The sequence below is a fragment of the Zhouia spongiae genome, assembly GCF_022760175.1.
Classification (GTDB): Bacteria; Bacteroidota; Bacteroidia; order Flavobacteriales; family Flavobacteriaceae; genus Zhouia; species Zhouia spongiae.
This window is the reverse complement of the sequence record NZ_CP094326.1, coordinates 3,084,798-3,110,666: the sequence shown is the minus strand read 5'-3', so window position 1 is coordinate 3,110,666 and position 25,869 is coordinate 3,084,798. Positions and strand designations below refer to the sequence as shown.

22 protein-coding genes are annotated in these 25,869 nt (G+C 38.7%); 11 read left to right on the top strand and 11 right to left on the bottom strand.

Annotated elements, in window-relative coordinates:
* Positions 1-18 precede the first annotated feature (18 nt).
* The 3 genes from MQE36_RS13420 to MQE36_RS13410 form a co-directional block, all read right to left on the bottom strand.
* On the bottom strand, positions 19-951 hold the full coding sequence (locus MQE36_RS13420) for a DUF1835 domain-containing protein (RefSeq protein ID WP_242936491.1): 933 nt from the start codon (positions 949-951) through the stop codon (positions 19-21).
* Between the two features lie 79 nt (positions 952-1,030).
* Positions 1,031-1,357 carry a translation initiation factor gene (locus MQE36_RS13415; protein ID WP_242936490.1) on the bottom strand — a complete coding sequence of 109 codons (327 nt, stop codon included), beginning with the start codon at positions 1,355-1,357 and terminating at the stop codon, positions 1,031-1,033.
* Between the two features lie 239 nt (positions 1,358-1,596).
* Positions 1,597-2,547, bottom strand: coding sequence for an isopenicillin N synthase family dioxygenase (locus MQE36_RS13410; RefSeq protein WP_242936489.1), 951 nt, complete (start codon positions 2,545-2,547; stop codon positions 1,597-1,599).
* A 161-nt stretch (positions 2,548-2,708) separates the two neighbouring features.
* On the opposite strand from MQE36_RS13410, the gene MQE36_RS13405 reads away from it, so the two are divergent.
* From MQE36_RS13405 to MQE36_RS13385, 5 genes are all read left to right on the top strand, one after another.
* Positions 2,709-4,715 carry an alpha-ketoacid dehydrogenase subunit alpha/beta gene (locus MQE36_RS13405; RefSeq protein ID WP_242936488.1) on the top strand — a complete coding sequence of 669 codons (2,007 nt, stop codon included), beginning with the start codon at positions 2,709-2,711 and terminating at the stop codon, positions 4,713-4,715.
* A 79-nt stretch (positions 4,716-4,794) separates the two neighbouring features.
* The gene (locus MQE36_RS13400; RefSeq protein WP_242936487.1) at positions 4,795-5,280 is read left to right on the top strand and encodes a lipocalin family protein; all 486 of its coding nucleotides are present in this window, start codon (positions 4,795-4,797) and stop codon (positions 5,278-5,280) included.
* Between the two features lie 25 nt (positions 5,281-5,305).
* Entirely contained in the window at positions 5,306-5,989 is a 684-nt protein-coding gene (locus MQE36_RS13395; RefSeq protein WP_242936486.1) for a YiaD family glycine zipper/OmpA-like lipoprotein, read from the top strand.
* A 106-nt stretch (positions 5,990-6,095) separates the two neighbouring features.
* The gene (locus MQE36_RS13390) at positions 6,096-6,941 is read left to right on the top strand and encodes a dienelactone hydrolase family protein (protein ID WP_242936485.1); all 846 of its coding nucleotides are present in this window, start codon (positions 6,096-6,098) and stop codon (positions 6,939-6,941) included.
* A gap of 109 nt (positions 6,942-7,050) precedes the next feature.
* The gene (locus MQE36_RS13385; RefSeq protein ID WP_242936484.1) at positions 7,051-7,905 is read left to right on the top strand and encodes a universal stress protein; all 855 of its coding nucleotides are present in this window, start codon (positions 7,051-7,053) and stop codon (positions 7,903-7,905) included.
* Between the two features lie 220 nt (positions 7,906-8,125).
* Here MQE36_RS13385 and trxA read toward each other — a convergent pair whose 3' ends face one another.
* The 3 genes from trxA to MQE36_RS13370 form a co-directional block, all read right to left on the bottom strand.
* The gene (trxA, locus tag MQE36_RS13380; RefSeq protein WP_242936483.1) at positions 8,126-8,425 is read right to left on the bottom strand and encodes a thioredoxin; all 300 of its coding nucleotides are present in this window, start codon (positions 8,423-8,425) and stop codon (positions 8,126-8,128) included.
* 115 nt (positions 8,426-8,540) lie between these two features.
* Positions 8,541-8,819 (bottom strand): DUF3817 domain-containing protein, encoded by a 279-nt coding sequence (locus MQE36_RS13375; RefSeq protein WP_242936482.1) that lies wholly within the window; start codon positions 8,817-8,819, stop codon positions 8,541-8,543.
* 223 nt (positions 8,820-9,042) lie between these two features.
* Entirely contained in the window at positions 9,043-10,335 is a 1,293-nt protein-coding gene (locus MQE36_RS13370; RefSeq protein WP_242936481.1) for a dipeptidase, read from the bottom strand.
* A 181-nt stretch (positions 10,336-10,516) separates the two neighbouring features.
* On the opposite strand from MQE36_RS13370, the gene MQE36_RS13365 reads away from it, so the two are divergent.
* The 5 genes from MQE36_RS13365 (at position 10,517) to MQE36_RS13345 (ending at position 19,405) form a co-directional block, all read left to right on the top strand.
* A complete protein-coding gene (locus MQE36_RS13365) occupies positions 10,517-11,182 on the top strand; it encodes a sterol desaturase family protein (RefSeq protein ID WP_242936480.1) in 666 nt (221 codons plus the stop codon).
* A 608-nt stretch (positions 11,183-11,790) separates the two neighbouring features.
* Positions 11,791-12,459 (top strand): response regulator transcription factor, encoded by a 669-nt coding sequence (locus MQE36_RS13360; protein WP_242936479.1) that lies wholly within the window; start codon positions 11,791-11,793, stop codon positions 12,457-12,459.
* Positions 12,456-13,829, top strand: coding sequence for a sensor histidine kinase (locus MQE36_RS13355; protein ID WP_242936478.1), 1,374 nt, complete (start codon positions 12,456-12,458; stop codon positions 13,827-13,829). The genes MQE36_RS13360 and MQE36_RS13355 overlap by 4 nt, the downstream gene beginning before the upstream one ends.
* A gap of 75 nt (positions 13,830-13,904) precedes the next feature.
* Positions 13,905-18,230, top strand: a complete 4,326-nt coding sequence (locus MQE36_RS13350; protein ID WP_242936477.1) for a CusA/CzcA family heavy metal efflux RND transporter — start codon at positions 13,905-13,907, stop codon at positions 18,228-18,230.
* Positions 18,227-19,405 carry an efflux RND transporter periplasmic adaptor subunit gene (locus MQE36_RS13345; protein ID WP_242936476.1) on the top strand — a complete coding sequence of 393 codons (1,179 nt, stop codon included), beginning with the start codon at positions 18,227-18,229 and terminating at the stop codon, positions 19,403-19,405. Before MQE36_RS13350 ends, MQE36_RS13345 begins: the two co-directional genes overlap by 4 nt.
* A gap of 537 nt (positions 19,406-19,942) precedes the next feature.
* Here the strand turns inward: MQE36_RS13345 and lepB are convergent.
* Both lepB and MQE36_RS13335 read right to left on the bottom strand, forming a co-directional pair.
* On the bottom strand, positions 19,943-21,535 hold the full coding sequence (lepB, locus tag MQE36_RS13340; RefSeq protein WP_242936475.1) for a signal peptidase I: 1,593 nt from the start codon (positions 21,533-21,535) through the stop codon (positions 19,943-19,945).
* Positions 21,536-21,611: 76 nt separating this feature from the next.
* Complete coding sequence (locus MQE36_RS13335) at positions 21,612-22,691, bottom strand: helix-turn-helix domain-containing protein (protein WP_242936474.1); 1,080 nt, start codon at positions 22,689-22,691, stop codon at positions 21,612-21,614.
* A gap of 616 nt (positions 22,692-23,307) precedes the next feature.
* On the opposite strand from MQE36_RS13335, the gene MQE36_RS13330 reads away from it, so the two are divergent.
* On the top strand, positions 23,308-23,826 hold the full coding sequence (locus MQE36_RS13330; protein ID WP_242936473.1) for a DUF4494 domain-containing protein: 519 nt from the start codon (positions 23,308-23,310) through the stop codon (positions 23,824-23,826).
* A 68-nt stretch (positions 23,827-23,894) separates the two neighbouring features.
* Here the strand turns inward: MQE36_RS13330 and MQE36_RS13325 are convergent, their stop codons facing one another.
* From MQE36_RS13325 to MQE36_RS13315, 3 genes are all read right to left on the bottom strand, one after another.
* A complete protein-coding gene (locus MQE36_RS13325; RefSeq protein WP_242936472.1) occupies positions 23,895-24,347 on the bottom strand; it encodes a hypothetical protein in 453 nt (150 codons plus the stop codon).
* Positions 24,348-24,521: 174 nt separating this feature from the next.
* Entirely contained in the window at positions 24,522-25,466 is a 945-nt protein-coding gene (locus tag MQE36_RS13320) for a hypothetical protein (protein ID WP_242936471.1), read from the bottom strand.
* A 6-nt stretch (positions 25,467-25,472) separates the two neighbouring features.
* On the bottom strand, positions 25,473-25,853 hold the full coding sequence (locus tag MQE36_RS13315; RefSeq protein WP_242936470.1) for a nuclear transport factor 2 family protein: 381 nt from the start codon (positions 25,851-25,853) through the stop codon (positions 25,473-25,475).
* Positions 25,854-25,869 lie beyond the last annotated feature (16 nt).

Here is a 25,869-nt window from a genome sequence, read left to right as displayed (position 1 = left end):
ATATTTTAAAAGCACTTTTTACAGCTTTAATAGCTTATCGGTTTCGGCATGGTAAAGAAAAGAATATTTTGGGGCTCCTCCTAAATATACATTATCGTCTTTAATAGTACCATAATAATTTGTGATATTCTGGGCGACCTCATTTCCTAGTTTGGTAAGTTTAGCAGGATGAAAAGAGACGAACAGGGGGCGCAAACCGGTGATGAGCTTTTTATACTGTAAATCGCTGAATCCGTAATACCCCTGGTTTTTTAACATATGTACCACCAGTTGGTCTTTACTGTTTATTTTGTGATCCCTGGCAGCTTTTAATACATTGTTTTCGAGTTCGTTCAATCCGTTTTCTACTGTAGGGAAACGGTGCAGATGTGACAAGAATGCAGGTGTTATGTATTTTAGCTGAGATGAATTCTGCTTTATGGCAGTGTATAACTGAATAGGGTTATCTCCGCAGTACAGTTGCCATATGTAATCGGCATATTCAATATCGTCGAGCGTAAGGTGGAGTCTCTTTTTATAAAGTAGACCAATATGTTCTGCTGAAAGCTCACTTAGTCCATAAAGTCTTTCTGTATCGTCTTCTTTTCCGGAACAAACCAAAGAAACAGGGACTCCCTTTCTGTTTTTATGTAGCCAGCTTAAAACGGCTATCATGTTTACCTGACAAAACAGGTCATACTCAAACCAGAGAACAATTTCCTGTTGGTGTTTCTGGTTACATAACCTTCTGTATTCCTTGAGTGTAAATTCTACAAAACGCTCTTTACTTACTTTGTATGAGTTCTTGAGGAAATCAAATCTGGTCCTCCAGAAGCTCTCGCTTCCCACATCGGTGGTAGTTCTGCCTTCGCAAAGCATTTCACGCCATGTGATGATATCACCTTTAATATTCAGTTGCTCTAAATACGAAGTAAAAGAATCGCCATTAGTTATGTGCAGTATCTTACTCATTAGTGTAATGTTAAGGTTTGATTACGTAATGATAAAATTATAAATTTCAACGAACACCCCACAACATTTAATGTTAAGATTATCCGCCAACTCGTTTTACATTAAATCCTTTTTCTTTAAGAAACTCCATAATTTGATTTCGATAATCCCCCTGGATGAGGATTTCATCATTTTTAAAGCTCCCTCCAACGCTTAGCATCGTTTTAATTTCTTTTGCCAGTATTTTAAAATCAGAATCCGCTCCGTTATAACCTGCTATAATGGTAACGGGCTTCCCTTTTCGTTTTTCGTACTTGCACAAAAGAGGCTCATCCTGTAACCAAACATTACTTTTTTCTTCTTGTTTTTCTTCTTCAGAAGGAACGTGATCGGGGAATAAGCTTTTTAATTGATCTTGTAAATCCATAATATTAAACATAAAGAGACCTTCTAAAAGGTGTTATTTGCTGTCCGTCCAGGTATTACTGAAATAAAAAATATTTTCATTCTAAGTGCATCGCGCAGCTATCGGGAACCCATCGCATTTGATGATGAACAGCATCCGACTTTGGTCTGCCCTGAGCGATAACCGAAGGACTCAATCTAACATTTAGCCATCATAAGGGGCTTTTAGACGACCTCTTCACTTGTTTTTTTGTTTATCTGTTATTCTTTAATCAAGCCTAATTCAACCAAACGCTCATGTAAAAAAGCACCTGCGGTGATATCATCGTATAGTTTAGGATGGTCTCCGTCGATACAATTCTCCAGGCAATTCAGTGGCATTTCACTGATAGGGTGCATAAAGAACGGAATAGAAAATCTCGAAGTACCCCACATCTCACGTGGGGGATTAACCACTCTGTGGATTGTTGATTTTAAGCGATTGTTGGAATGACGTGAAAGCATATCACCCACATTTATCATTAACTCGTCCGGTTCAGCTATCGCATCAACCCATTCTCCTTTATGGTTTTGTACCTGTAGCCCTTTCCCCTGAGCTCCCATCAGCAGGGTGATAAGGTTTATGTCTCCATGAGCCGCCGCCCGTACGGCATTATCAGGTTCTTCAGTTATAGGGGGGTAGTGGATCGGGCGCAAAATAGAATTTCCGTTTTTGATATACTTATCAAAATACGTTTCTTCCAGACCTAAATACAGCGCCAGTGCCCGCAATACATATTGCCCTGTTTTCTCCAGCATTTTATAAGTTTCTTTTCCCGCCTTGTTGAATTCCGGTAATTCTTCCACTATTACGTTATCGGGGTAATCATCTGCAAGTTTCGGATCGTCTTCAACATATTGACCAAAATGCCAAAACTCTTTAAGGTCGGGTTTTTTAAAGCCCTTGGCCGTTTCTTTACCAAACGAAGTATAACCACGCTGGCCTCCGATACCCGGTATTTCATACTTATCTTTAACTTCCTGTGGTAAATTGAAGAAATTTTTAATTTCCTCGTATAAAGACGCTACCAGCTCATCAGATAAAAAATGACCTCTTAATGCCACAAAACCTATATCTTCATAGGCAGCACCTATCTCGTCGATAAACTTTTGTTTTCTTGCAGGATCTTCAGAGAGAAAATCGCTCAGATCAACACTAGGAATTTGATTCATAATAATGTGTGTTTAATTAGTCCGTACTATACCTTACACAAATGTAACGAATAAAGTTTCCTTTTTGATAACATCATAATCAACAAATTAAAAAAATATAACTCCGAAGGTACTCATTGTTATTTTTTTCTACATTTGAGTAATTAATTTCACAGAAAGTAATGAAAACTACGCGCCAAACCACCATACCTTTTGCATACAACAGGTTCAATCTTGAAGATTCTGTATTGTTAAAACTATACAGGGAGATGATAAAACCGAGGATGATCGAAGAAAAAATGCTGGTGTTATTACGACAAGGAAAAATATCCAAGTGGTTTAGCGGGATAGGGCAGGAAGCTATTTCTGTCGGGGTAACGAATGCCCTGGCTCCGGATGAATATATATTGCCGATGCACAGAAACCTGGGGGTTTTTACTTCGAGAAACATCCCCCTGAACAGGCTTTTTAAGCAATGGCAGGGAAAGGCGGGCGGTTTTACCAAGGGCAGGGACAGAAGCTTTCATTTTGGAACCCGTGAATACAAAATTGTAGGGATGATATCTCACCTTGGCCCCCAATTAGGCGTGGCAGACGGAATCGCTCTGGCAGATTTAATTAAAAACCGACATAAAGTTACTGCCGTATTTACCGGAGAGGGAGCCACCAGTGAAGGAGATTTCCACGAAGCGTTAAATATCGCCTCTGTATGGGGACTACCCGTTATATTCTGTATAGAGAATAACGGCTATGGTTTATCGACCCCGGCATACGAACAGTATAACTGTAAAAACCTGGCCGATAGAGGGGTCGGGTACGGAATGGAATCTCATATTATTGACGGCAATAATATTCTTGAGGTATATCAGAAGGTTAGTGAACTTGCAGAAGACATCAGAAAAAATCCTCGTCCCGTATTATTAGAGTTCAAGACTTTTAGAATGCGGGGACATGAAGAAGCCAGCGGGACAAAATATGTTCCGCAGGAATTAATGGCTTCCTGGGCGCTTAAAGACCCGATAGAAAACTATAGAAATTACCTGCTGGAGCAAGGTGTGTTAAATGAAGGGTCAGAAGAAGGATTTAAAGCAGGGATCAAACAGGAAATCGAAACTCATTTGCAATTGGCTTTTGCTGAACCTCCCACAGAATCCAGTATAAGTAATGAGTTAAATGATGTTTATAAAAACGATGTAAACCAGGAGATTAAAAGTAAAAAAGAGCGCAAGAAGATCCGCTTTGTCGATGCCGTTTCTGAAGCCTTAAGGCAAAGTATGGAAAAGCACGATCATCTGGTTATGATGGGACAGGATATTGCAGAATACGGAGGGGTCTTTAAGATCACAGAAGGATTTGCAGAACAATTCGGAAAATTGAGAATAAGAAATACCCCCATCTGCGAATCGGCCATCATTTCTACAGCAATGGGGCTTTCCATCAACGGAATGAAGGCAGTTGTTGAAATGCAATTTGCCGATTTTGTTTCATCAGGTTTTAACCCGATCGTGAATTATATCGCCAAGTCGCATTATCGATGGGGTGAAAATGCAGATGTAGTTATAAGAATGCCATGTGGAGCAGGAGTAGGAGCAGGTCCGTTCCATTCACAAACCAATGAAGCATGGTTTACCAAAACCCCCGGACTGAAAGTGGTGTACCCAGCTTTCCCATACGATGCAAAAGGGCTGCTGAATACAGCTATTAATGATCCTAATCCGGTTATGTTCTTTGAACACAAAGCTTTATACAGGAGTATTTACCAGGATGTCCCGACAGATTACTACACCATACCTTTAGGTGAAGCCGCCATTTTAAAAGAAGGTGTCGATATCAGTATTATAACTTACGGGGCCGGGGTGCATTGGGCCCTTGAAACCTTAAAGAACAATCCGCATATTAATGCCGATTTAATAGATCTGAGAACCTTACAGCCCCTGGATACTGCTACTGTATTTGCCTCTGTTAAAAAGACCGGAAAAGCTATTATTTTGCAGGAAGACACGCTGTTTGGAGGTATTGCAAGTGATATTTCAGCATCGATCATGGAAGAATGCTTTGAGTTTTTGGATGCACCGGTACAAAGAGTAGGGAGCCTGGACACCCCGGTACCTTTTGCACCTAACTTAGAAAAACAATTCCTTGCCAAGGCTTATTTTGAAGAAAAGTTACTTGATCTTATAAATTATTAATAAAATGAGAAATGTTAAGGTTGCATCATCTTAACAGGATATTTTTTACGTATATTTATATAAACTAATTTTGAGTCTTATGAATAAAAAGCACTTCTTACTAATTACAATTTTTGCTTTGATCCTGTATTCGTGTGGATTGAGCAAGGAAAACAAGGATACCAGAAAAACCATAAACGGTACCTGGGAATTGAATGATGTTTCTTACGAAGGAAACCAAGGCTATTTCAAATCGACTTTATTCAATGACGCTGATGCCAAGTGCTTTAAGGGAAGTGAATGGTTCTTCAGATCGAATAACAGTACAGGATACTACAATATCGTTCATGGTGAATGTCCGACGGGTCAAAGAAACATACGATGGTCCATACAAGACGTTAACGGAATACCGTCACAGTTCCAGTTCAAATATATTGACGAAAAGAAAAATGATCTTAATGGGGGTTATGGCTATGTGTTCAATGTGTCTTCATTATCACAGGATCAGATGAAACTTACAACCGATGTTAATGTAGACGGGGAGAAGGTTACCATCGCGTTACAATATTCAAGAAAAGCATATTAAAATTAAAAACTCAAAAAAAGAAATAATGAAATCTATTATAAAAAAGTCATCTTTAGTTATTGTATCCATATCCCTGATGGTTAGCTGTTCTGCCATACAGAATGCAAACAGTGAGCAAAAAGGAACTGCCATTGGAGCTGCTTCAGGTGCTGCCATTGGTGGGGTTATCGGAAACAATGTCGGAAAAGGAAACAGTGTATTGGGAGCGATCATAGGTGCCGCTGTTGGTGGGGTTGTAGGTAACAGGATCGGACATAAAATGGACCGTCAGGCAGAAGATATCAAAGCTGCAATTCCGGGAGCTGAAGTAACACGTGTGGGTGAGGGTATTAACGTTACCTTCGATGAAAACAGTGGCGTAAAATTTGCCTTTGACTCTGATAAGATTCAACCGCAAGGACTGGAAACATTGAAGAAAATGGCAGAAGTATTTGTAGAATACGACGACACCAATATTCTGGTAGAAGGTCATACCGACAGTTCAGGAGCAGATGCATACAATATGTCGTTATCTCAAAAAAGAGCAAATTCAGTAGTAAACTACCTTGTTAACCAGGGGATCGACAAATCGAGATTTACTGTTAAATGGTATGGAGAAACCCAACCTAAATATGATAATGCCACAGCAGAAGGGCGTTCGAAAAACAGAAGGGTAGAGCTGGGAATTGTAGCGAGTCAGGAAATGATAAACGCAGCCAAAAATCAATAAGATTTTTTAATATTTAAAATTTTAAGTCCGGTAAATCCGGACTTTTTTTATGCTGAAAAGTTAAAATTCACTATCTTAATATACCAAATTAAAAAACCAAACCCGTATGAGATTTTACAAAAGTAAGCTTGTATTCCTGTTTTCCGTACTGCTCGTTATCGCTTGTAAGCAGCAAAAAGATGAAAAATCCCCGGATACTGGAACGGCATCAACATCTCAAACTCCCGATATTAAAGGTGAAGAGGTAAATTATACTGTAGACACCACCCGTTTGAAAGGATATATGGCATATAACGAAAGTAAAACGGGTAAAAGGCCCGGGGTTCTTATTATTCACGAATGGTGGGGACACAACGACTATGTACGCGAACGGGCAGACATGCTGGCCGGATTAGGGTATACTGCAATGGCACTGGATATGTATGGTGAAGGAAAACAGGCCCATCATCCGGATGATGCCGGTAAATTTGCGAAGGAAGTAATGAGTAATATCGACATGGCTCAAAAACGATTTGATGCTGCTTTGGAGTTATTAAAAGAACAGCCCACTGTTGATCCTGATAAAATAGCTGTTATCGGTTATTGTTTTGGAGGAAGTGTTGCCCTTACCATGGCCAATATGGGAGCAAATATAGAGGTTGTTGCAGCTTTTCACAGTGGTGTACAGCTCCCTGTCATGCCCAATAAAAAACTCAAGGCAGCAGTATTGGTATGCAATGGAGCCGATGATCCGTTTATCGACCAGGGGTCTGTAACAGCCTTTAAATCCGGATTAGACAGTCTTAATGCCGATTATCAATATGTAGCGTATCCCGGGATTGTACATTCGTTTACCAGTAAGTATGCTGACTCACTTGGGAAGAAATTTAATCTTCCGTTGGCATACAATGCTGAAGCCGACAGGAAATCATGGCAATCATTACAAAACCTGCTCAACAGGGTATTTGAATAGGCAGACTCCTTTTAAGGTTCAATACGCAAGCCCGATATACTGTTGATATTTATCATTTTATAATTTTTAAAGGCATCATATATTTGGGTATAAATACTAATTGATTGCTATGAAAAATATTCTGTTACCAACCGATTTTTCTGAAAATGCATGGAATGCTATAGACTACGCTTTTCAGATGTTTGCCATCGAAGCAGACCATTTTTATATGTTTAACTCATATACGCCACCGACGATACAACCGACAAGCGGGATCACTTCTTCCAAAAACACGAAAATACTGGCCGACATGGCCAGAAAAGCATCTGAAGACGGACTCGAAGAAATAAAGAAGAGAATTAAGGACAATTACCCTGACCTGGTTCCTAAAATAAAAATCATAAGTACTTACGATACTTTTGTTTCAGGAGTTAAATCGGCTGTTAAAGAATTTGAGATCGATTTGATAGTGATGGGAACCAAAGGGTCGAGCGGGGTTAAAGAAGTAATTATCGGAAGTAATACTGCCGGAGTTATCGGGCATGTGACCTGTAGTGTACTGGCAATCCCTGAATCTGCCAAATACAAACCGGTTAAAGAGATTACATTTGCAACCGAATACGATCTCTATTGGGAACAAAGTGAACTAAATACCATGTTGCAGATAGCGAAAAAGTCTGATGCAGCCATCAGGGTATTACATGCGCTTGAGTCGAGAAATGAATTAAAAGAAGAACAGATCAGGGTAAAAGAGTACCTCGACGGAGTGCTAAATGGCATCCCGCATACGTACCACACGCTCTCTAAACTCTCTTTAGAGTCGGCGGTAAGGGCATTTACAGAGAGCAGGGAGGTAGATATGCTTTGTATGGTGGCCAGGCATCATAATTTCTTTCAGAGAATCTTCGGGAAACCAAGAGTAGAAGAAATTAGTTTTCACATACAAATACCATATCTGGTATTGCATGAATATACGCGCAGGTAACTGCACGCCGGAATAATTAAAGCTACGCGTACTTTTTTAGTGTCGGAGCTCCCGGGCTATCGGAATAAATCCCGATTATCGGGAAAAATATTGACCCAAGCCTTTTTAAGGGGACTAAATAAGGAATGTTTATAAAATGAAATGCTAATGAATTATTATATTGGTTTTCAGATACATTTTATCATTTCACCTAAAACCTTCATATTATTTAGTCCTCTTTTTATTGATGTGAATTTATAACCTCAATCAATTCTCTTTTTGATAAAAGTCCCGAATGCCTCCAAACGGGTTGTCCTTCCTTAAATAAAATCAATGTCGGAACACCTCTGACCTGAAAATTAGTGGCCAGCGGCTGATTTTTATCGACATCTATTTTTACAATATTCACATCTTCTCCCAGTTCATTCTTTGTTTCCTTTAAAATAGGAGCCAAGGTTTGACACGGGCCACACCACGATGCAAAAAAATCGACTAATACCGGTTTGTCTTTATTGATAATATCTTTAAAACTGCTTTTCATTTTCTTCCTTTAATTATTTACATAGTAACAAACGTACAGTTAACACATAACTTGTACGATTCCTAAAGTTTAGTGTAAATTTCCTGAATATAAATATGTAAGTCGGCTACCCGGGCTATGCGCGCAAGTACTTCCTGTCCATCCAAAAGGTACCGAACGGAATGATCGAACATAATAAAATAATACCAAGAGTAGGGGCCGACCAGTTTTGCCTGTTTTTCAATGCAACAGCCATCAAAACATACAAAATGAACAATATACCGTGCATCATACCTACATATTGATTAGGGCCATGCTGATCTGCCATGTATTTTAAAGGCATTGTAATACCTAATATAACTAAATAAGAAATTCCTTCTAATATGCTGATAATTCTAAAGTTCTTGATGTTCATATATGATAATTTATGCCTGCAAAATTACAACACACACCATAATCTATTTTGAAATATTTGTTAAAAAGGAAGAGGTTGTTTAAAATGTATTATTTGTTGCCTGTCCGGGCACAGCTATTCATAACCAATAGTGTTTGACGTTTGATTGCCAAGTTTCGACTTTAGTTTATCCAGAGATAGCCGATACGGTGATTATATAACTTTATCAGACGAACTTTCTGACTCAGGACTTCTTCTGCAATTCTTTGGCCACGGCCTGCACTTCATCTAAAACGCGCAGAAGGTTTTCGCCCCAAAGCATGGCTATTTCTTTTTCAGTATAACCGCGCCTTACCAGCTCCAGAGTGATATTGAAAGTTTCTGAAGCATCATTCCAGCCATATATGCCGCCGCCGCCATCAAAATCAGAGCTAATTCCAACGTGTGCGATTCCGATCTTATCTACCAGATAGTCAATATGATCTATAAAATCAGATACCGCTACCGGAGCTCCGGACTTTTGCAACTCCAATATTTCAGGTTTAGCTGCATCGCGCATTTTCGCATAGTCTTCAAAATAAACATTTCGTACAGAGTCGGACATCTTTTGGATACTATCCGAACTTACCTGTACGAAGTTCATTTTATTTGAAACTTTCTCATAGATCTTCTTTAGCTGATCCTGAAAAGCCTTATTCTTCCGGGTATTCACATAATTATTAAAAGCTACTGTTTGTACCACGCCACCGTTTTCTTTTAACCATTGCAATTGCTCATCATCGAGATTTCTGCTATGGTTACATAAAGCCCTGGCAGATGAGTGTGATGCAATGATAGGAGCCTTGGTAAGCTCGATCATTTGCCGCATCGATTCTTTTGATGGATGTGATACATCGATCATCATACCGTATTTATTCATTTCCGATACGACTTCTTTTCCTAAATCACTTAGACCGTTATGCAACCATTCATTATTTCCTTCACCGGTATTAGAATCGCATAGCTGACTATGTCCCTGGTGCGATAAAGACATATAGCGTCCTCCCAAATCGAAAAACTTTTTTACGTTCGAAATGTCTGTTCCTACAGGGTAACCATTTTCGATCCCGATCATAGCCACTTTTTTTCCGGTGGCATGAATTCTGCGAACATCATCAGAATTGTATGCTAACTCTATTTGGTCAGGAGCCAGGTCTTCTGCTAAGCGATGAATAGCATTGAATTTAGCAATCGCATTATCATATGCTTTTTCATATCCGGACGGTGTCAGGGAATCCTGCCCTGTGTACACAATCAACCAGGCAACATCCAAACCACCCTCATCCATTTTAGGTAAAGTGATTTGTGTATCTAAATCTTGTGTGTAATTAACAGAATCCGTAAAGTTCTTAACATTTATATCGCAATGGGTATCGATGGTTATAACCTTTTGATGGATGTCTTTGGCTTTGGCTATCATCTCTTCTTCGGTAAGAGGCTTTTCTTTACAGCCTGTTATAAGAAGGAAACTTAATAAAGACAGGGAGGTTTTTTTCATATGCTTAATATTTTGTAATCAGCTTGAATAGATTGTTTTTGTTGATATCAATCGTATTAGAAGTTTGGATGAATTTACGCTTTTCTTCATTAAGAAGAAAATCAGAACTGTTTAGGGTCTTTTTAATTCCTTACAATTTTTATAAATTTGTTAGGCTTTAACCGTCAATCTTGTGCATAAAATGAGTACGAAAAGAAACAAACGTCCTAAACATAAGGGGAGTGGTACCATCTTTAAAAATCCATTTCTTGAGCAATTAACCAAAACGCATATAGCGATTCCTTTAATTTTATATACCATCATCTCGGCATGTCTTATTTATTATGGGATTATAGAAAAAGGATTTACAACACCTGTAATGATAGTTTTATTCTTTGCAGGGATGTTTATTTTTACCCTTGTGGAGTATCTGATGCATCGCTTTTTATATCATCCACAGACGCAAAAAATGGAAGAATTCAGTCACAAAGTTCACGGGGTACATCACGATTATCCCAAAGATAAAAAGCGTTTGGCCATGCCACCGATTCTGGCTTTAATTCTGGCAACCTTCTTTTTTATCATCTACCGCGCCATTATGGGCGATTATGTTTTTGGGTTTCTAGCCGGATTTTTAATGGGGTATACCGGGTATCTGGCAATTCATTACAGCGTACATATTTTTAAGGTGCCGGATAATTTCCTGAAAATATTATGGCATCACCATGCTATACATCATTACAGACAACCGGAAAGAGCCTTTGGGGTGTCATCGCCTTTATGGGATTATATTTTTGGTACTATGCCAGCGTTGCTTGAAGATAAAAAACAACAAGCCAAGTCCGGGGAGTTTATAGATCCGTCATAACAGACGTTTAAAGCTTTATAGAAAGTTAAGTTAATGTACAGTAGTTGTAATAACCAAGAAACCTGTAAAAATAGGTTCTGAACTATTTAATCCTAACCTCTAAAGAAATAGAAACATCTAAATTTTCTGATGGCTCGATGGTAAAAATGTCTTCGGATTCTGAGATACAAGCGTCCGTTACTAAATTGCCTGATTCTGTTATTTATACCATTCAGAAATGCAACTTCCCATATAGCTCAAAACCAGCACAAGGGCTATAGCTATAAACACATAACTGCTTTTAATAAATAGAATACGGATTTTCATAAAAATAAAGTTTGGTTAATAATGTTTTGTACGTTTTCCTGATAGAGGTATGTGGCGCAAGGAAAGCGGAATATTTCTATACCTAAATTTAAAGTATATTATTATTAAAGGGCTGATTATACAATAGACAAATAATCAACATTAATTAGAATATAGGTAGAATTCATAATATTTCATGAGTTAATTAAATAACTGAAATACAGTTATAAAAAAGTTGCCCGGCATATTTATATCTTCAAAAATTAAGCAAATCTTAAGGATGGTTCGTTGATTATATTTCTGATTTATATTTCCTTTGTAGTATGCGAATTTTAATAGTCGAAGATGAACCGGGCATAGCAAACTTTCTTAAGCAAGGTCTTGAAGAAGAGCTGTATACAGTAGAAGTAGCTGAAGAAGGTACTAGTGGACTTGATATGGCAATGTCGGGAGATTACGATTTACTTTTACTCGACTGGATGCTACCCGGGGTAAGCGGGATTGAAATCTGCAGACAATTCAGAAAAAAGCATCAAATCACTCCTATTATTTTCCTTACCGCTAAAGATACAGTTAGTGAAACTGTGTTTGGACTGCAGGCAGGAGCCAACGACTTCATAAAAAAACCCTTTCATTTTGAGGAATTATTAGAGCGCATTAAAGTACAACTCCGTACCTCGGCCGGAGATCATAACATACTTGAACTAGGTCCTATTGTCCTTAACAAGGATATACACCGGGTATTCCGGGATGATAAAGAGGTGGTTCTAACCCAAAAAGAATTTGCCTTATTAGGATACTTATTGCGAAATAAAGGGAAGGTCTGTACACGTACTAAAATCATAGAAAATGTATGGGATATTCATTTTCAGTATAACACCGGTGTTATAGATGTATATATTAATTCCCTACGCAAAAAACTGAATCTCACCGATAAAGAAAACTATATCCAAACCGTGAGAGGTGTGGGCTATATTGCCACTGAAAAATGAATTTAAGTTTTAAAAATAGGATTGCATTACATTATATGATCGCCACTGCGGTTATTATGCTGATTATTTTCAGCGTTATATTCTTTGTGGTAAGAAGCACTGTATACCACAACCTCGATAGTGATTTGGCATATGAAGCTCATAGACATACAGATGAAATTATTATCGTTGGTGACAGTCTGAAATTTATAAATAAGCTCGAATGGGAAGAAAAAGAACATAAAGAGGTTCAGGTGAATCCTGTATTCCTTCAAATTATTGATAAAGAAGGGAAATTAATGGATAAATCCCCAAATCTTAAACATGAAAGTCTTGCGTATCGAAATCATGCCACCAGCAGAGATCATATTAATGCAGAGCTTCATAATCAGGCCATACGGCAAGTACAGATTCCAATAGAACAGAACGGAGAAACGAAGGGTTATATCCTGGCAGCTATGTCGATGGAATCGTCTAAAATGGTAATCCTGAAACTAAAAAATGTGCTTATTTTTTCTTTTTTAACTGTGTTGATTGGACTTTATTTTATATCGAGGTATCTCGCCGGTCGCAGTATACTTCCTATTTCTGAAATATCGAACACTACCAAACGGATTACAAAGAATAACTTAAATGAACGGGTTAATTTACCGCAGCATAAGGATGAACTCTATGAATTGTCAGCCAATTTTAATGAGCTGTTGCAGCGGATTGAAAATGCCATCGAACGGGAACGTCAATTTACATCTGATGCATCACATGAATTGCGTACCCCTTTAGCGGCTCTTAGAGGGACTCTTGAAGTACTTATTCGAAAAGAAAGGACTCATGACCAATATGTAGAAAAAGTACAATACAGTTTAAAGGAAATCAACCGCATGTCGGAGACTATAGACCAGTTACTATTGCTGGCTCGTATAGATTCGGGTAAAAGTCTCGATGCCGGAATGGAAGTGAGTCTTCCTACTGTTATCGATGAAATCCTTATGAGAAACAAACAGCTTATTCAGGAGAAAAACTTACATATTCATGTAGATTTTAACCCCGAACTTGAACTTCATACCCCGCAGTACTACACCATGCTTATTATGGAAAATGTTATCCATAATGCCATTAAATATTCAAATAGCGAACAAGCCATCAATATCCGTATTCATCAAAAGAATTCCGAAATTATCTGTACCGTTCAGGATCAGGGAATCGGAATTAAAAAGGATGATATGGATAAACTTTTTAATTCCTTCTTCCGATCCGACGCTTTAAACCACAAGGATATTAAAGGTAACGGACTCGGACTATCCATAGTTAAAAAGGCCGCAGATGCCATTCAGGCTAAGATTAATATAAAAAGTGAATTACATCACGGCACGACTTTCACCATCGTATTTTAAGCGAATCTTAAGAAAGCACTTAGAATAGCTTTAGATAGGAAAACTACATTTGGCTAATACTAAATAATAGCCAAAATGCTAGAAAAGATTATTCAATACAGTATACGCCATAAACTTATTATATTCCTATTTACGGCAGGAATCGTAGGTTATGGGTTGTATGCACTGTCTAATATTCCTATTGGAGCAGTACCGGACATTACGAACAACCAGGTACAGGTAATTACCACTTCCAAAAACCTGGCAACCGAAGATGTTGAAAAGTTTCTGACGTATCCGGTAGAACTCGAAATGACCAATCTGCCCGGTGTAAAAGAAATCAGATCGATTTCCAAATTCGGCTTGTCGGTAGTTACGATCGTATTTGATGATAAAATAGGTACTTATCTGCCACGACAGTTAATTGCAGAGAAGATTAAAAATGCGGAAGAAAAAATACCGGAAGGTTTCGGCTCGCCATTTATGGGGCCTATTACTACAGGTCTTGGAGAAATTTATCAGTATGTTATTGATGTAGATGCTGAGCACAGGGACAAATATTCCTTAGCTGACCTGAGAACAATTCAGGACTGGATCGTAAAGCGGCAGCTATCAGGTATTCCCGGGGTCGTTGAAGTAAATACCTGGGGGGGATACCTGAAACAGTATGAGGTGGCCATCAATCCAGAGCGATTAAGAGCCATGAATGTTTCTGTTTTTGAAGTGTATGACGCTTTAAAAAACAATAACAGCGTTGCCGGTGGAGGGTATATAGAAAAAGTAAACCAGACCTATTTTGTAAGAGGTGAGGGCCTGGTAAACAATATACCGGATATCGAAAACATCGTAGTTGATAACCGGAATGGAGTTCCAATATACATTAAAGATATTGCTACCGTTGGTTTTGGACATGCCAATCGTTTTGGAGCCATTACCGGAAACGGGGAAGGTGAAAAAGTCCTCGGACAGGTAATGATGTTAAAGGGAGCTGATTCAAATGAAGTAATAAAAGCGGTTAAGGCCCGTGTAGCAGAGTTACAATTAACATTACCGGAGGGCGTAAAAATAAATGCTTTCCTTGAGCGTAGTGAACTTATCTCCAAAACAACTTTCACTATTGCCGAAAACCTTATCCTGGGGTGTCTGATTGTGATATTTGTGGTGGTTCTGCTGCTGGGTAACTTCCGTTCGGGACTTGTTGTAGCTTCGGTAATACCTTTGTGTCTGTTGTTTGCTCTTTCACTGATGTATATCTTCGGCGTCGATGCCAACTTAATGAGTCTCGGTGCTATCGATTTCGGAATTATTGTAGACGGCTCTGTAATTATTGTTGAGTTTATTGCCTTCCGGATTACGAGCCAGAGAAATCAAATCCTCCAATTACCTAAAGTAGAAAGACAGAAACTTATTGATAAAATCACCTTTCAGGGGGCTACTAAAATGATGAATTCGGCTGTATTCGGCCAACTTATCATCATTATTGTATTTATTCCGATTTTATCGTTAACGAATGTTGAAGGAAAGATGTTTATACCAATGGCACTGGTCTTTTGCTTTGCTCTTATCGGAGCGATGATCTTGTGTTTTACCTATGTACCGGTAATGGCTTCGGTATTTATCAAACCGGGAGATCCGAATAAAAATACCATCTCCAAACGACTCATAACATGGCTAGAAAACAGCTACCGTCCTGTAATATTATGGGCATTAAAAAAGCGAAAAGTGGTTTTCGCTATGGCTGCTATCCTGCTTATTGGAACCGGATGGTTGTTTTCGAGAATGGGAGGGGAGTTCGTACCAACACTCGATGAAGGAGATTTTGTTATTCAGCCGGTTCTTAAAACCGGTACCTCGTTAAGCAGGACTATCGAAGCAACTACTAAAATGGAGCAGATTCTTAAGACCTTTCCTGAAGTAGACCAGGTAGTAACGAGAATAGGAGCTGCAGAAGTACCTACCGATCCGATGTCGATGGAGGAGAGCGATGTCATGATCAAACTCAACCCTAAAAGCACGTGGACTTCGGCAGAAACAAAAGACGAACTGGCCGATAAGTTTAAAGAGGCTTTAACCCGTGAGATCCCTGGAGTCGATTACGAATTTACGCAACCTATTGAAATGCGTTTTAACGAACTCATTACAGGAGTTCGTGCCGATGTGGCTATTAAAGTTTTCGGAGAAGATCTCGATATACTATATAAAAAAGCCCTTGAAATACAAAAGGCGATAACGGATGTAGAAGGTGCTGCAGATATTTCTGTGGAGAAAATTGCAGGATTACCACAGATGTCGGTAACCTACAACAGGCAGAAGATCGCCAAATATGGATTGAATATAGAAGACCTTAACCGAATTGTCACTATGGGCTTTGCAGGAGCCAGCGCCGGAACCGTATTTGAGGGAGAGAAACAATTCGACCTGGTAGTGCGATTCGATCAGAAGCACCGAAACGATATACAACATCTCGAAACCGCATCTATAACCCTTCCTGATGGACGTTCATTACCACTAAGTGAGTTTGCTGATATTAATTATACCAAAGGTCCTGCGAAGATTTCCAGAGATAATACCAAGCGTCGTATTGTGGTAGGTATCAATGTTCGTAACCGAGACCTGGAATCGGTTGTAAATGATGTCCGAGAAGTCATTAATAAGGAAATCAATCTGCCACCGGGATATACGATTAGTTATGGCGGACAATTCGAAAATTTACAGGCTGCTTCACAGCGACTTAAGATTGCGGTACCTATTGCTTTAGTACTCATATTCATACTACTTTATTTTGCCTTCAATTCGGTAAAAGAGGCCCTGATGATTTACAGTGCCATTCCACTGGCGGCTATCGGAGGCGTACTCCTTCTTTATCTACGGGGAATGCCATTTAGCATCTCTGCGGGAGTGGGATTTATAGCATTGTTCGGGATTGCGGTATTAAACGGAATTGTTCTGATAGAAGAATTTAAAGAATTAAAAGCACACGGAATGAGCAATATTCACAAGCGTATTTTAACCGGAACCAGAAACAGGCTACGGCCGGTATTACTCACAGCATCAGCTGCTGCACTGGGCTTTCTGCCGATGGCCATATCCGGCTCTGCAGGAGCAGAAGTACAACGTCCGTTAGCAACCGTTGTGGTAGGTGGATTGGTAACGGCTACCTTACTGACCCTTGTTGTATTGCCGGTATTGTATGCCTGGTTCGATACAAAACAGCAATTCAAACCGTTTAAGGCTAAAAAAATAGGAGCATTACTTGTATTGCTATTGCCCGTTATAGGTATGTCGCAGCAAAAAACGGTTAGTTTAGAACAAGCTATTGATATGGCTCTTGAGAATAATCACGGTATCCGGGCCGCTCAGCAAAAAGTGAAACAGGCAGAGCATCTGGAAGGCAATGCATTTAATCTCGAAAAACCACAGGTTTATTACCAGTACGACGAGAACAATATAGCTGAAAACGGAGAGGCATTACGGGTATTCGGTGTTAGTCAGCAGATGAGATTCCCTACCATCTACGGTACACGTAGAAAAGCATTGAAACAGGAATCCGCAATGGCTCAACAGGCCTACTATATACAGGAACGTCTGCTTAAAAAGGAGGTGTCAACCGCTTATATGCAGATTGTATATCAGCAACAGCTCATCGACCAATACACCTATCTGGATAGTTTGTATAAAGCATTTGCTAAAGCAGCAACACGTAAGTTTGAGCTGGGGGCTACCAATATGCTTGAGCAGCTGACTGCTGAAACAAAGCAAAAAGAGGTATCCATCTTATTAACGCAATGCCTGAAGGAACACGAAAAATCGATATTAGAACTAAGAAAGCTTCTGCAAACAGAGGAGGCTGTTACTGCCTTGGAAACAGACATGATGCGTTTGGAGTATGAGAAAACAGATTCTCTCAGTCACCCCGGAATCAACTACTATCGCGAAAAACAACGATTATCGGCTTTAGAACTATCAATGGAACGACAAAATTTATTACCCGATATTGAGGTATCGTTTTTTCAGGGCACAAATAGTCTTGCCGGAGCAAAAACATACAGAGGTTTCCAGGCAGGAGTTACCGTTCCACTCTGGTTTTTCAATCAGTCGTCTAAAATAAAAGCAGCCAAAGCACAAAAAGATATCAGCGATCATGAGATTCAGGATTATCAGGCGCGATTACAATCGAGGGATGAGAAGCTAAAAGCCGATCTCGAAAAGTATAACCACATCCTTTCATACTATCAGGAAACCGGTAAAAAAATGGCCGATCAGCTTACATTAAGTGCATCTAAGGCCTATAAAAGTGGTGAAATTGACTTTTTACAGTACGTACAATTACTCGAAAATGCACGTGACATCGAAATTAAACGACTGGAAACTTTATATAATTACAACAAAACAGTACTCGAACTAAACTATATAACAGAATGATACGCCAATATAAAATGAAAATAACAAACATCCTGTTTCGGTCAGCTTTACTACTGGCGATTCCGGTATTTACACTTAGCTCGTGTAATTCAGAAGGAGGGAAGGACCTTACTAAAAAAGCAATTAATATTCCGGAGCAAGATGCTGCAAATGATCTGATCAGTATTAAGGAAAGTCAGTTTAAAGCGGCACAGATGGAAGTTGGTAAAATAACTCCGAGAGCCTTTAACCGCACGGTAAAAGCCAATGGTATTTTCACTGTACCACCAAATAGCAAAGCTTCGGTTAGTGTTTATTTTTCGGGATATGTAAAGGAGTTATCGTTATTGCCGGGCGATAAAGTACGCAAGGGACAGTTATTGTTTACACTGGAAAATCCTGATTACATCCAGGTACAACAACGTTTTCTAGAAGCAAAAGGACAGTTAACATACCTGAATGCGGAGTACAAAAGGCAGCAACAGTTAATGAAAGACCAGATTACTTCCGAAAAGAACCTCTTAAAAGCTGAGGCCGATTATAGTGTTATCAAGGCACAATACGAATCACTAAAGAAGCAATTAAGGTTAATGAAGATCAATCCGAATACTTTAGATGCCACCAACTTACGATCTACCATAGGTGTATTGGCGCCAATAAATGGGTATATTACTGCTTTAAACACACAGAAAGGCGAATATCTTAATCCGTCAGATGTAGCGCTTAGTATTACCGATACCAGGCATTTACAGATTAAAACACAGGTGTTTGAAAAGAGTTTACCATCATTAAAAACAGGACAATTAGTTAGGTTCAATGTACAGAATGATGCAGAGAAAAGTTATAACGGTACAGTAAAACTTATTAATAAAGCAATCGATGAGCAAAACCGGACTGCAAGTGTTTATATTGACCTTAAAGAAGCTCAGGATACTGAATTATTTGCGCCGGGAATGTATGTAGAAGTTGAAATCATTACCACACAAGATACGCTGAATGCTTTACCCGAAGAAGCAGCTGTTAAAATAGACAATGATTATTATGGACTTATACGTACCAATGACACTTTATATAAACAAGTCCCGATTAAAGTTGGAAATGTATCGAACGGCTATATCGAAATCAAGAATACAGATAGTTTCGAACCAAATGCCGTATTCCTGACAAAAGGTGTTTTTGATATGATTATGGAGTAAAAGATAACAAGCATATAAAAAGCCCACAGCAAAGCAATGCTGTAGTTGTGGGTTTCTTTATAAATATTCTATTTTACATAATATAAATTATAGGACAAATGAATAAAAAATTATTATATTAGTTTTAAAATAGATAATCAATGAAACAACATACCTATAACAACTGTAATTTTAATTACATCAGTGTCAACCATTTTCACGTAAAGAATACCCGTAAACATTGGATTTTAAAGATTTTAAAAAAATTATGGCTGGTCATTTGTAAGCTATAATTCTACATTATGTAAAATATCCCAGAAGCATTTGTTTTCATTAGAATAATTGGAACTTGGGTCATTAAACATTCGGTTTCTGGCTTTAGTACTAAATAAGGAACATCCTGCTGATGGTATTTATTTTTAAAAACAAATGCGAAGCATTCATGAGCTCCTTTAAAAACAATATATATTTTGCGAATAATTGCCATCGCTTGGCCACACCAAAAAAAGCTAAACCTTTTGCTACACATTATAATTCTCGTATTCGACTCAACTCCTGCTAGTATTTCGAAGTCCGCTTTAAAGACCATTTTCTATACCCATAATAAGCAAAATAGCCCAATAGCAGAATTCCCAATACCCACGCATAAGACCTTTGTTTTCCTTTTTTATTTACGGTGGTAAAAAGGCGTTTCCAGCGGATTTTTTTCCCTTCTTTATCCCAGCTTAACCAGGTAAGTACCGGTTTCCCTACCACATGGTCAAAAGGCACAAAACCCCAAAACCGCGAATCGATAGAGTTATGCCTGTTATCGCCCATCATCCAGTAATAATCTTGTTTAAAAGTATAGGTGTCGGTCTTTTTGCCGTTGATATAAATAGCATTATCGTTCACTTTCAGGGTATTACCCTCGTATGTTGTAATAACACGTTTGTAAAGGAGTAATGTTTGCAGGTTGATACCGATACGCTGTCCCTTTTTCGGAATATAGATCGGTGCATACTCGTCTACGGTATTGTTACTTACAGCAGGATAAGGATAAACAGGCTCTGATGCTGAACTACCGTCGGCTACGATCCGCTTTATCTCCACTATATTCGGGTTCTTACGCATTTTTTTTACTGTTTCCCGGGTCAGGGATTTAAAATAATAGAACCCCGGTTGTATCGCGCCGAAATCGTCCGTAACCCCAAAGCGATCATACATATAGCCTTTCGACAAGGTGCTCCCGTTGGTCTGTACTATATAAGAAAACTGCAATTGGTTTTCAAGCTCGCTATCGGTCTTTGTTCCGTTGATATATACATAACCATCGTGCAGACTTAAGGTATCGCCCGGCAGCCCTACGCAGCGTTTTACCAGGTTCGTTTTTTTATCGATGGGTTTCAGGTAACTGCGATCGGGATGAAAATTATTCATATCCCGGAGGGTGTCCGCAGGCTGGTTAAACACCACTATATCATTCCTTTCTATTTGCTGAAAGCCGGGCCATCTGAAATAAGGTAACTGGAAGCTGTTCAGCCATGAAGATTGGTGTTTGGTAGCATCATCACTAAACACATACGATTTGGTTTTAAGTAAGGGAATGGTATCGTGAACCATAGGCAATGCCAGAGCGGTGATCGGGGTTCGGGCACCGTAATGTACCTTGCTGACAAATAGGAAGTCGCCCACCAACATCGATTTCTCCATAGACGATGTGGGAATAACAAAGGGTTGGATGATATAAGTATGTACAATGGTAGCCGCTATCACGGCAAATAAAATCGAACTCATCCACTCCCCTGTTCCTGTGCGCGGTTTCAGGCTTCTGTCCGGGCGATACTCCAGGGAAGCCGGATTATAGTTTAAATAGGTAATGTAAAATCCCAGCGAGAGTATCACCAGCCAGGTGTCGAAAGTGCCGACCTTCCCGAAACTCCTGATGGTTTCTACCCAAATAACAGGAAACATGATCAGGTTAATGACGGGAAGGAATAATAGTATCGTCCACCATGGGGGACGCTTTATGATGTTCATTAATACGATGGCGTTATAGACGGGAATCATAGCATACCACCACGGTATCCCTGCCAGTTTATAAAGCTTCCAGCTGCTTAAAAAATGAATGATTTGTATGATAACGAAGTAAATTATCAACGGTATGACCATAGGAGTGAATTGTAAATTTTATGCAAAAATCTGCTTCACAGTGCATAAAAACTACTTACATCATGATTCTGGCATACTATTCGGCCGATTCAGCCAAAGAATTTCGGTAAGCCACGGGAGTCTGCCTCGTAATTTTCTTAAAAGCGGCATTAAAGGAAGAAATACTATTGAAGCCACTTTCGTAGGCTATCGCTGCTATTTTATAGTCTTTGTATTGCTCGTTTTCCATGATTTTCATGGCTTCCCTTACCCGGAGTTCGGAAATATACAAGGAGTAATTTTTATCCTTCGTCTGGTTGATGAGTTGCGATAATTGTTTGGAGGTTATCTCCATCTGCTCACTTAGTTTTTGAAGGGTCAGCTCGGGTTGCAAGAACAATTTTTCTTCTGCCATGAGCCGGTTCAGCTGCTTTTCATGTACCGCCATAAAAGAAGCAGTCAGTTCCGAGCCTTTATACTTCTGAGGGATCGGTTTTAACAGCCATAAGTTTTTTAGCATATAGGTGATTAGAACGATCATCACTACGGTAAACACCAAAGCACTCCCCGGATAAAACGGTATAAGCTCGTAATAAATGCCTATGGCATTGCTCAATATCGCCAAAGTAGCGACAGTAAGAAGCAACAACCAGTTTCTAAGCTTCCTCCCTTTCTCATCATTTGGATATAAGCCCTTGTTTTTACGGACCCAATACAGCGTATAAAAACAGTATAAGAACCCGTGTACAAACAAAACAAGATAAAACACCCAGGCGTAAGGCGAGCCGTATTCGGGAATCACCGGACTCAGCAATATGGCTAACAGCAGTACGAGGTAATGAGAATATAAGCCAAGCGGACGAAACTTTTTATGTGGTCGGGTGATGGTAAGGGTATATAACCAAACGGAAGGCCCGATGGCAAAAAAGAGACTTAAAAAGAGGGTGTGAACTGTCGGGGTGATGGTGTAATAGTAGTGAAACAACGACTTGCCCATCCGCAACCCGAAGGTCAGCAGGTAGATCGCCAGGAAAACGTTCCACAATGGATTATGATCGTTTTTACCCGATAATCGGGATTTCAAAGTTAGCACCACCCCTGCGGTAAGGGACAATACGACTCCTATACTTCCAAATAACAAGAATAAACGATCTAAAAAGCCGGGTGTTACACTCACTGATATTTTATGATTTTAAATAGTATGAGGGTATAAATTTATGATAATTCCTGTTTTTAACCACGCATTGAAAGATGAATTGAATAATGACTAATAAGGTCGTCGCAAGGGTTAACAAACCCCGGGCCTGTATGGAGTGACAATCGAAATATGATGATCTTACGGTAGTTTTGAATATTCTTCTTCGTTAATGATCTGAATTCACATGTTTTAAATCTAAAACATGCTCAAACAGCAAATCATTATGAACGGATGCTTCCCTGAGGCGGTACCCATCAGGGACACCTACGGCGGTTCTGATTATCCTTTGGTCTACCATTAGTTTAACGACATAACCTCATAGTAATGAACTAAATACCTGTTCTGTATTAATTGAAGTAACACTTAACTAGATTTGATTTTAACAACTTATTATCAGTAAGTTATTGCATTCTAAAACTCATAAATCCATTACCTGATTAAAGAAAAATGTCCTATTTCTTTCCCTGGTTCTATCTCTTTGAGATATTCCATAACTCTTGTCTGTAAAAATCAAATTGTGAACAACTAAAACCAAAATTCGTGTTTAAACATAGGTTAAAATTTTACATTTGGCGCTCTAAAAAATTAAAAGAATATGAGTGTAACCTGGTACGAATGCAAAGTAAAATACAGTAAAACCTATGAAACCGGAGAACAAAAAATAACGTCTGAAACTTACCTGCTTGACTCTGTTTCGTTTACAGAAGCGGAAACGAGAATTAATGAGATCATGGCAGAATTAACAAGCGAAGAGTTTCAGATTATGAATATAAAAGTTGCCAATTTCTCGGAGGTACATCCTTTTGAAAATTCCGATCGCTGGTTTAAAACCAAAGTAAGCCTGATTACCCTCGATGAAAAAAGCGGAAAGGAACGTAAAACAAATATCTACATGCTCATTCAGGCAAATGATATAAAAGAAGCTTTTGAAAATACTACTGAGGTAATGAAAGAAACAATGAGTGATTATTCGATTCCTTCCATTGCTGAATCTCCGATATTAGATGTTTTCCCTTATTTTACAGGTGAGGAAGAACAGTTAAACAAATATAATGTGCTGGAGGACACTGAAGCTACGCCGGCTGTTTCTGAAGAAATCGAAGAAACCATATAATCAGCTCGGGCGCAGTCGGGAACAAAGGTTTCGACTGCGCTCAACCTGATAGGAACAAATAAATAGCTTTATTGCTTATTTCTCTTGAAAATATAACGGGTGATAAAAATTCCCTGGCTGTCTCCTTTACCTGCATCACTTTCAACTGCACTGGTTACAAATGCCAACTCCCAGCCTTCCTCAATCATCGTATTGATTTTAGAAGTGATTAAAGCATCGTTGGCAGCTATATTCTGAAAGCGAATTCCTCCTAAGTTGTAAAAGTTTAAAAGTTTGGTTTCTTCAAAATCTTTTACCCGGATGTCTCCCCTCTTCGATTTGTTCCTGGTATTATCTTCCTCCGTCTGAACGCTTGAATATTCCTTATAGTTCTTTTCTTCTTCAGCACTGATTATCCGCGAACGTCCCAAACCATTAGGAACAATCGATTCAACACTGGTAATTACTTTGTATTCTACTTGTGCATGAGATTCGATACAAGCAAGCAATAAAAGACCCAAGAATAGTAAAGTTTTTTTCATTTTTATGTTTTATGTTAAAATTTGAAGCGCGAATATAAATAGTTTCTTACTTATTAACGGGAATAATTACAATATTTTTTGAAATATTTACCACTTATACTTCTTCCGTTGTGTAAACATAACGCTTTCTGTTATGGTAGTGACTAATAAAACTCCGGTTCAGAATTGAAGTGATTATTTTTTTAATGTTACATAGTATAACTTTTCCCTGGTATCTTTTAATATCATGGTGTCCTTACTTTTATACAAAATATGTACACCGTCACCATTATTCGAATTATGGGCTTTGAATCGCGTAACTTCATTATCTAATGTCAACTCAATATAATTAAATCCGTAAGGTGTATAACCTCCCACATAGTGATTTCCGGAAAAAGAATTTCCTAAAACAACTTTATCAAAAGACGTTGGACGCTTCTCCAACTCCCTGATCGGTTTGAGTCCCCCACTTCGTTTATCCTTAAGAAAATCCATGTGATTATAGGTGGAGAACAAAGCCACTTCTTTATCCTTGTATTTTAGAATACTTACATCATTATCCAGCGGAAAAACAGCAACAATATCGTCTTCGAGTTTTTTAATTCTTAAAGGCAATTCTTCCCGTTCTTTATTAAATGCTACATAAACCAGGCTATCAATAAGACTGTCGGATACCGCTTCATTTGTACTTTGTTTATTTTTGAAGGCAGCAGTAATAGAGTCTCTGATACGAACTCCTTCCCTGGGGCGCATAATTAAAACCTCCATTTTCTCCTTTACAAAATTATTATCCGGGCTAATTTTATATACCTCTTTTGGATCTGACATAACATCATCAGTCCGGGTTATTATATACACCTGTCCCTCATTATCTATGCTATGGGTAGAAACAATTTCGTCAATCTCTTTTACCCTATTAAACTTTCTGTCTAATACCAGCAAACTTTTATGAGTTGAGGCAAAAATGTAATTATCGTTAAATTGAAGACCATTCCCCTCCCACGAAAAAGGTGTGATTTGAATGGAAGCGTTTGTATGTTCCGGAAATATCGGTAAATCAGGGTGTTTATCCTCCTCAGGAGTCCGATACCCGCAAGAAACAATCAATAACAAAAAGACACCATAAAAAATATTTTTCATTTCTGATTACATTTGGGTACTGCTTCCTGCAATAACTTTGAATTTGTTGTTGATGTACTTCCAGACACGTATAATCTTAAATGTTCCCTCAAAAGATTGCTCCAGGTAACTACCCTTCATTTCTAACGTTGTGGCAACAACAGCCGTATCTTCAATTATATTGATTTGTTGATCTATCATAGTAATATCATAAAGCTTAATCTTTCCTTCGCGATAGGTTTCGAGATCCATATCCTTGGTAATGGTATGTCCCCCGGAAATATTAAAAAGTAAGTCTTCGTGCAATAATAAATCCAGCTGTTTTACATCGCCGGACTTCATTGCATTTGTAATTGCATGTTCTGCGTTTACTACATCCTTGTAAGTGATGCTTTCACTTGCCTGCATATGCTATATTTTTTAG

Excerpts from the sequence above, each read along its gene's own strand:
- MQE36_RS13375 (WP_242936482.1), bottom strand. The coding sequence starts at position 8,819 with ATGAACATCAAGAACTTTAGAATTATCAGCATATTAGAAGGAATTTCT.
- MQE36_RS13405 (WP_242936488.1), top strand. The coding sequence starts at position 2,709 with ATGAAAACTACGCGCCAAACCACCATACCTTTTGCATACAACAGGTTC.
- MQE36_RS13420 (WP_242936491.1), bottom strand. The coding sequence starts at position 951 with ATGAGTAAGATACTGCACATAACTAATGGCGATTCTTTTACTTCGTAT.
- MQE36_RS13315 (WP_242936470.1), bottom strand. The coding sequence starts at position 25,853 with ATGCAGGCAAGTGAAAGCATCACTTACAAGGATGTAGTAAACGCAGAA.
- MQE36_RS13400 (WP_242936487.1), top strand. The coding sequence starts at position 4,795 with ATGAATAAAAAGCACTTCTTACTAATTACAATTTTTGCTTTGATCCTG.
- trxA (WP_242936483.1), bottom strand. The coding sequence starts at position 8,425 with ATGAAAAGCAGTTTTAAAGATATTATCAATAAAGACAAACCGGTATTA.
- MQE36_RS13415 (WP_242936490.1), bottom strand. The coding sequence starts at position 1,357 with ATGGATTTACAAGATCAATTAAAAAGCTTATTCCCCGATCACGTTCCT.
- MQE36_RS13395 (WP_242936486.1), top strand. The coding sequence starts at position 5,306 with ATGAAATCTATTATAAAAAAGTCATCTTTAGTTATTGTATCCATATCC.
- MQE36_RS13320 (WP_242936471.1), bottom strand. The coding sequence starts at position 25,466 with ATGAAAAATATTTTTTATGGTGTCTTTTTGTTATTGATTGTTTCTTGC.
- MQE36_RS13410 (WP_242936489.1), bottom strand. The coding sequence starts at position 2,547 with ATGAATCAAATTCCTAGTGTTGATCTGAGCGATTTTCTCTCTGAAGAT.
- MQE36_RS13385 (WP_242936484.1), top strand. The coding sequence starts at position 7,051 with ATGAAAAATATTCTGTTACCAACCGATTTTTCTGAAAATGCATGGAAT.
- MQE36_RS13325 (WP_242936472.1), bottom strand. The coding sequence starts at position 24,347 with ATGAAAAAAACTTTACTATTCTTGGGTCTTTTATTGCTTGCTTGTATC.
- MQE36_RS13365 (WP_242936480.1), top strand. The coding sequence starts at position 10,517 with ATGAGTACGAAAAGAAACAAACGTCCTAAACATAAGGGGAGTGGTACC.
- MQE36_RS13350 (WP_242936477.1), top strand. The coding sequence starts at position 13,905 with ATGCTAGAAAAGATTATTCAATACAGTATACGCCATAAACTTATTATA.
- MQE36_RS13355 (WP_242936478.1), top strand. The coding sequence starts at position 12,456 with ATGAATTTAAGTTTTAAAAATAGGATTGCATTACATTATATGATCGCC.
- MQE36_RS13345 (WP_242936476.1), top strand. The coding sequence starts at position 18,227 with ATGATACGCCAATATAAAATGAAAATAACAAACATCCTGTTTCGGTCA.
- MQE36_RS13360 (WP_242936479.1), top strand. The coding sequence starts at position 11,791 with ATGCGAATTTTAATAGTCGAAGATGAACCGGGCATAGCAAACTTTCTT.
- MQE36_RS13390 (WP_242936485.1), top strand. The coding sequence starts at position 6,096 with ATGAGATTTTACAAAAGTAAGCTTGTATTCCTGTTTTCCGTACTGCTC.
- lepB (WP_242936475.1), bottom strand. The coding sequence starts at position 21,535 with ATGGTCATACCGTTGATAATTTACTTCGTTATCATACAAATCATTCAT.
- MQE36_RS13370 (WP_242936481.1), bottom strand. The coding sequence starts at position 10,335 with ATGAAAAAAACCTCCCTGTCTTTATTAAGTTTCCTTCTTATAACAGGC.
- MQE36_RS13330 (WP_242936473.1), top strand. The coding sequence starts at position 23,308 with ATGAGTGTAACCTGGTACGAATGCAAAGTAAAATACAGTAAAACCTAT.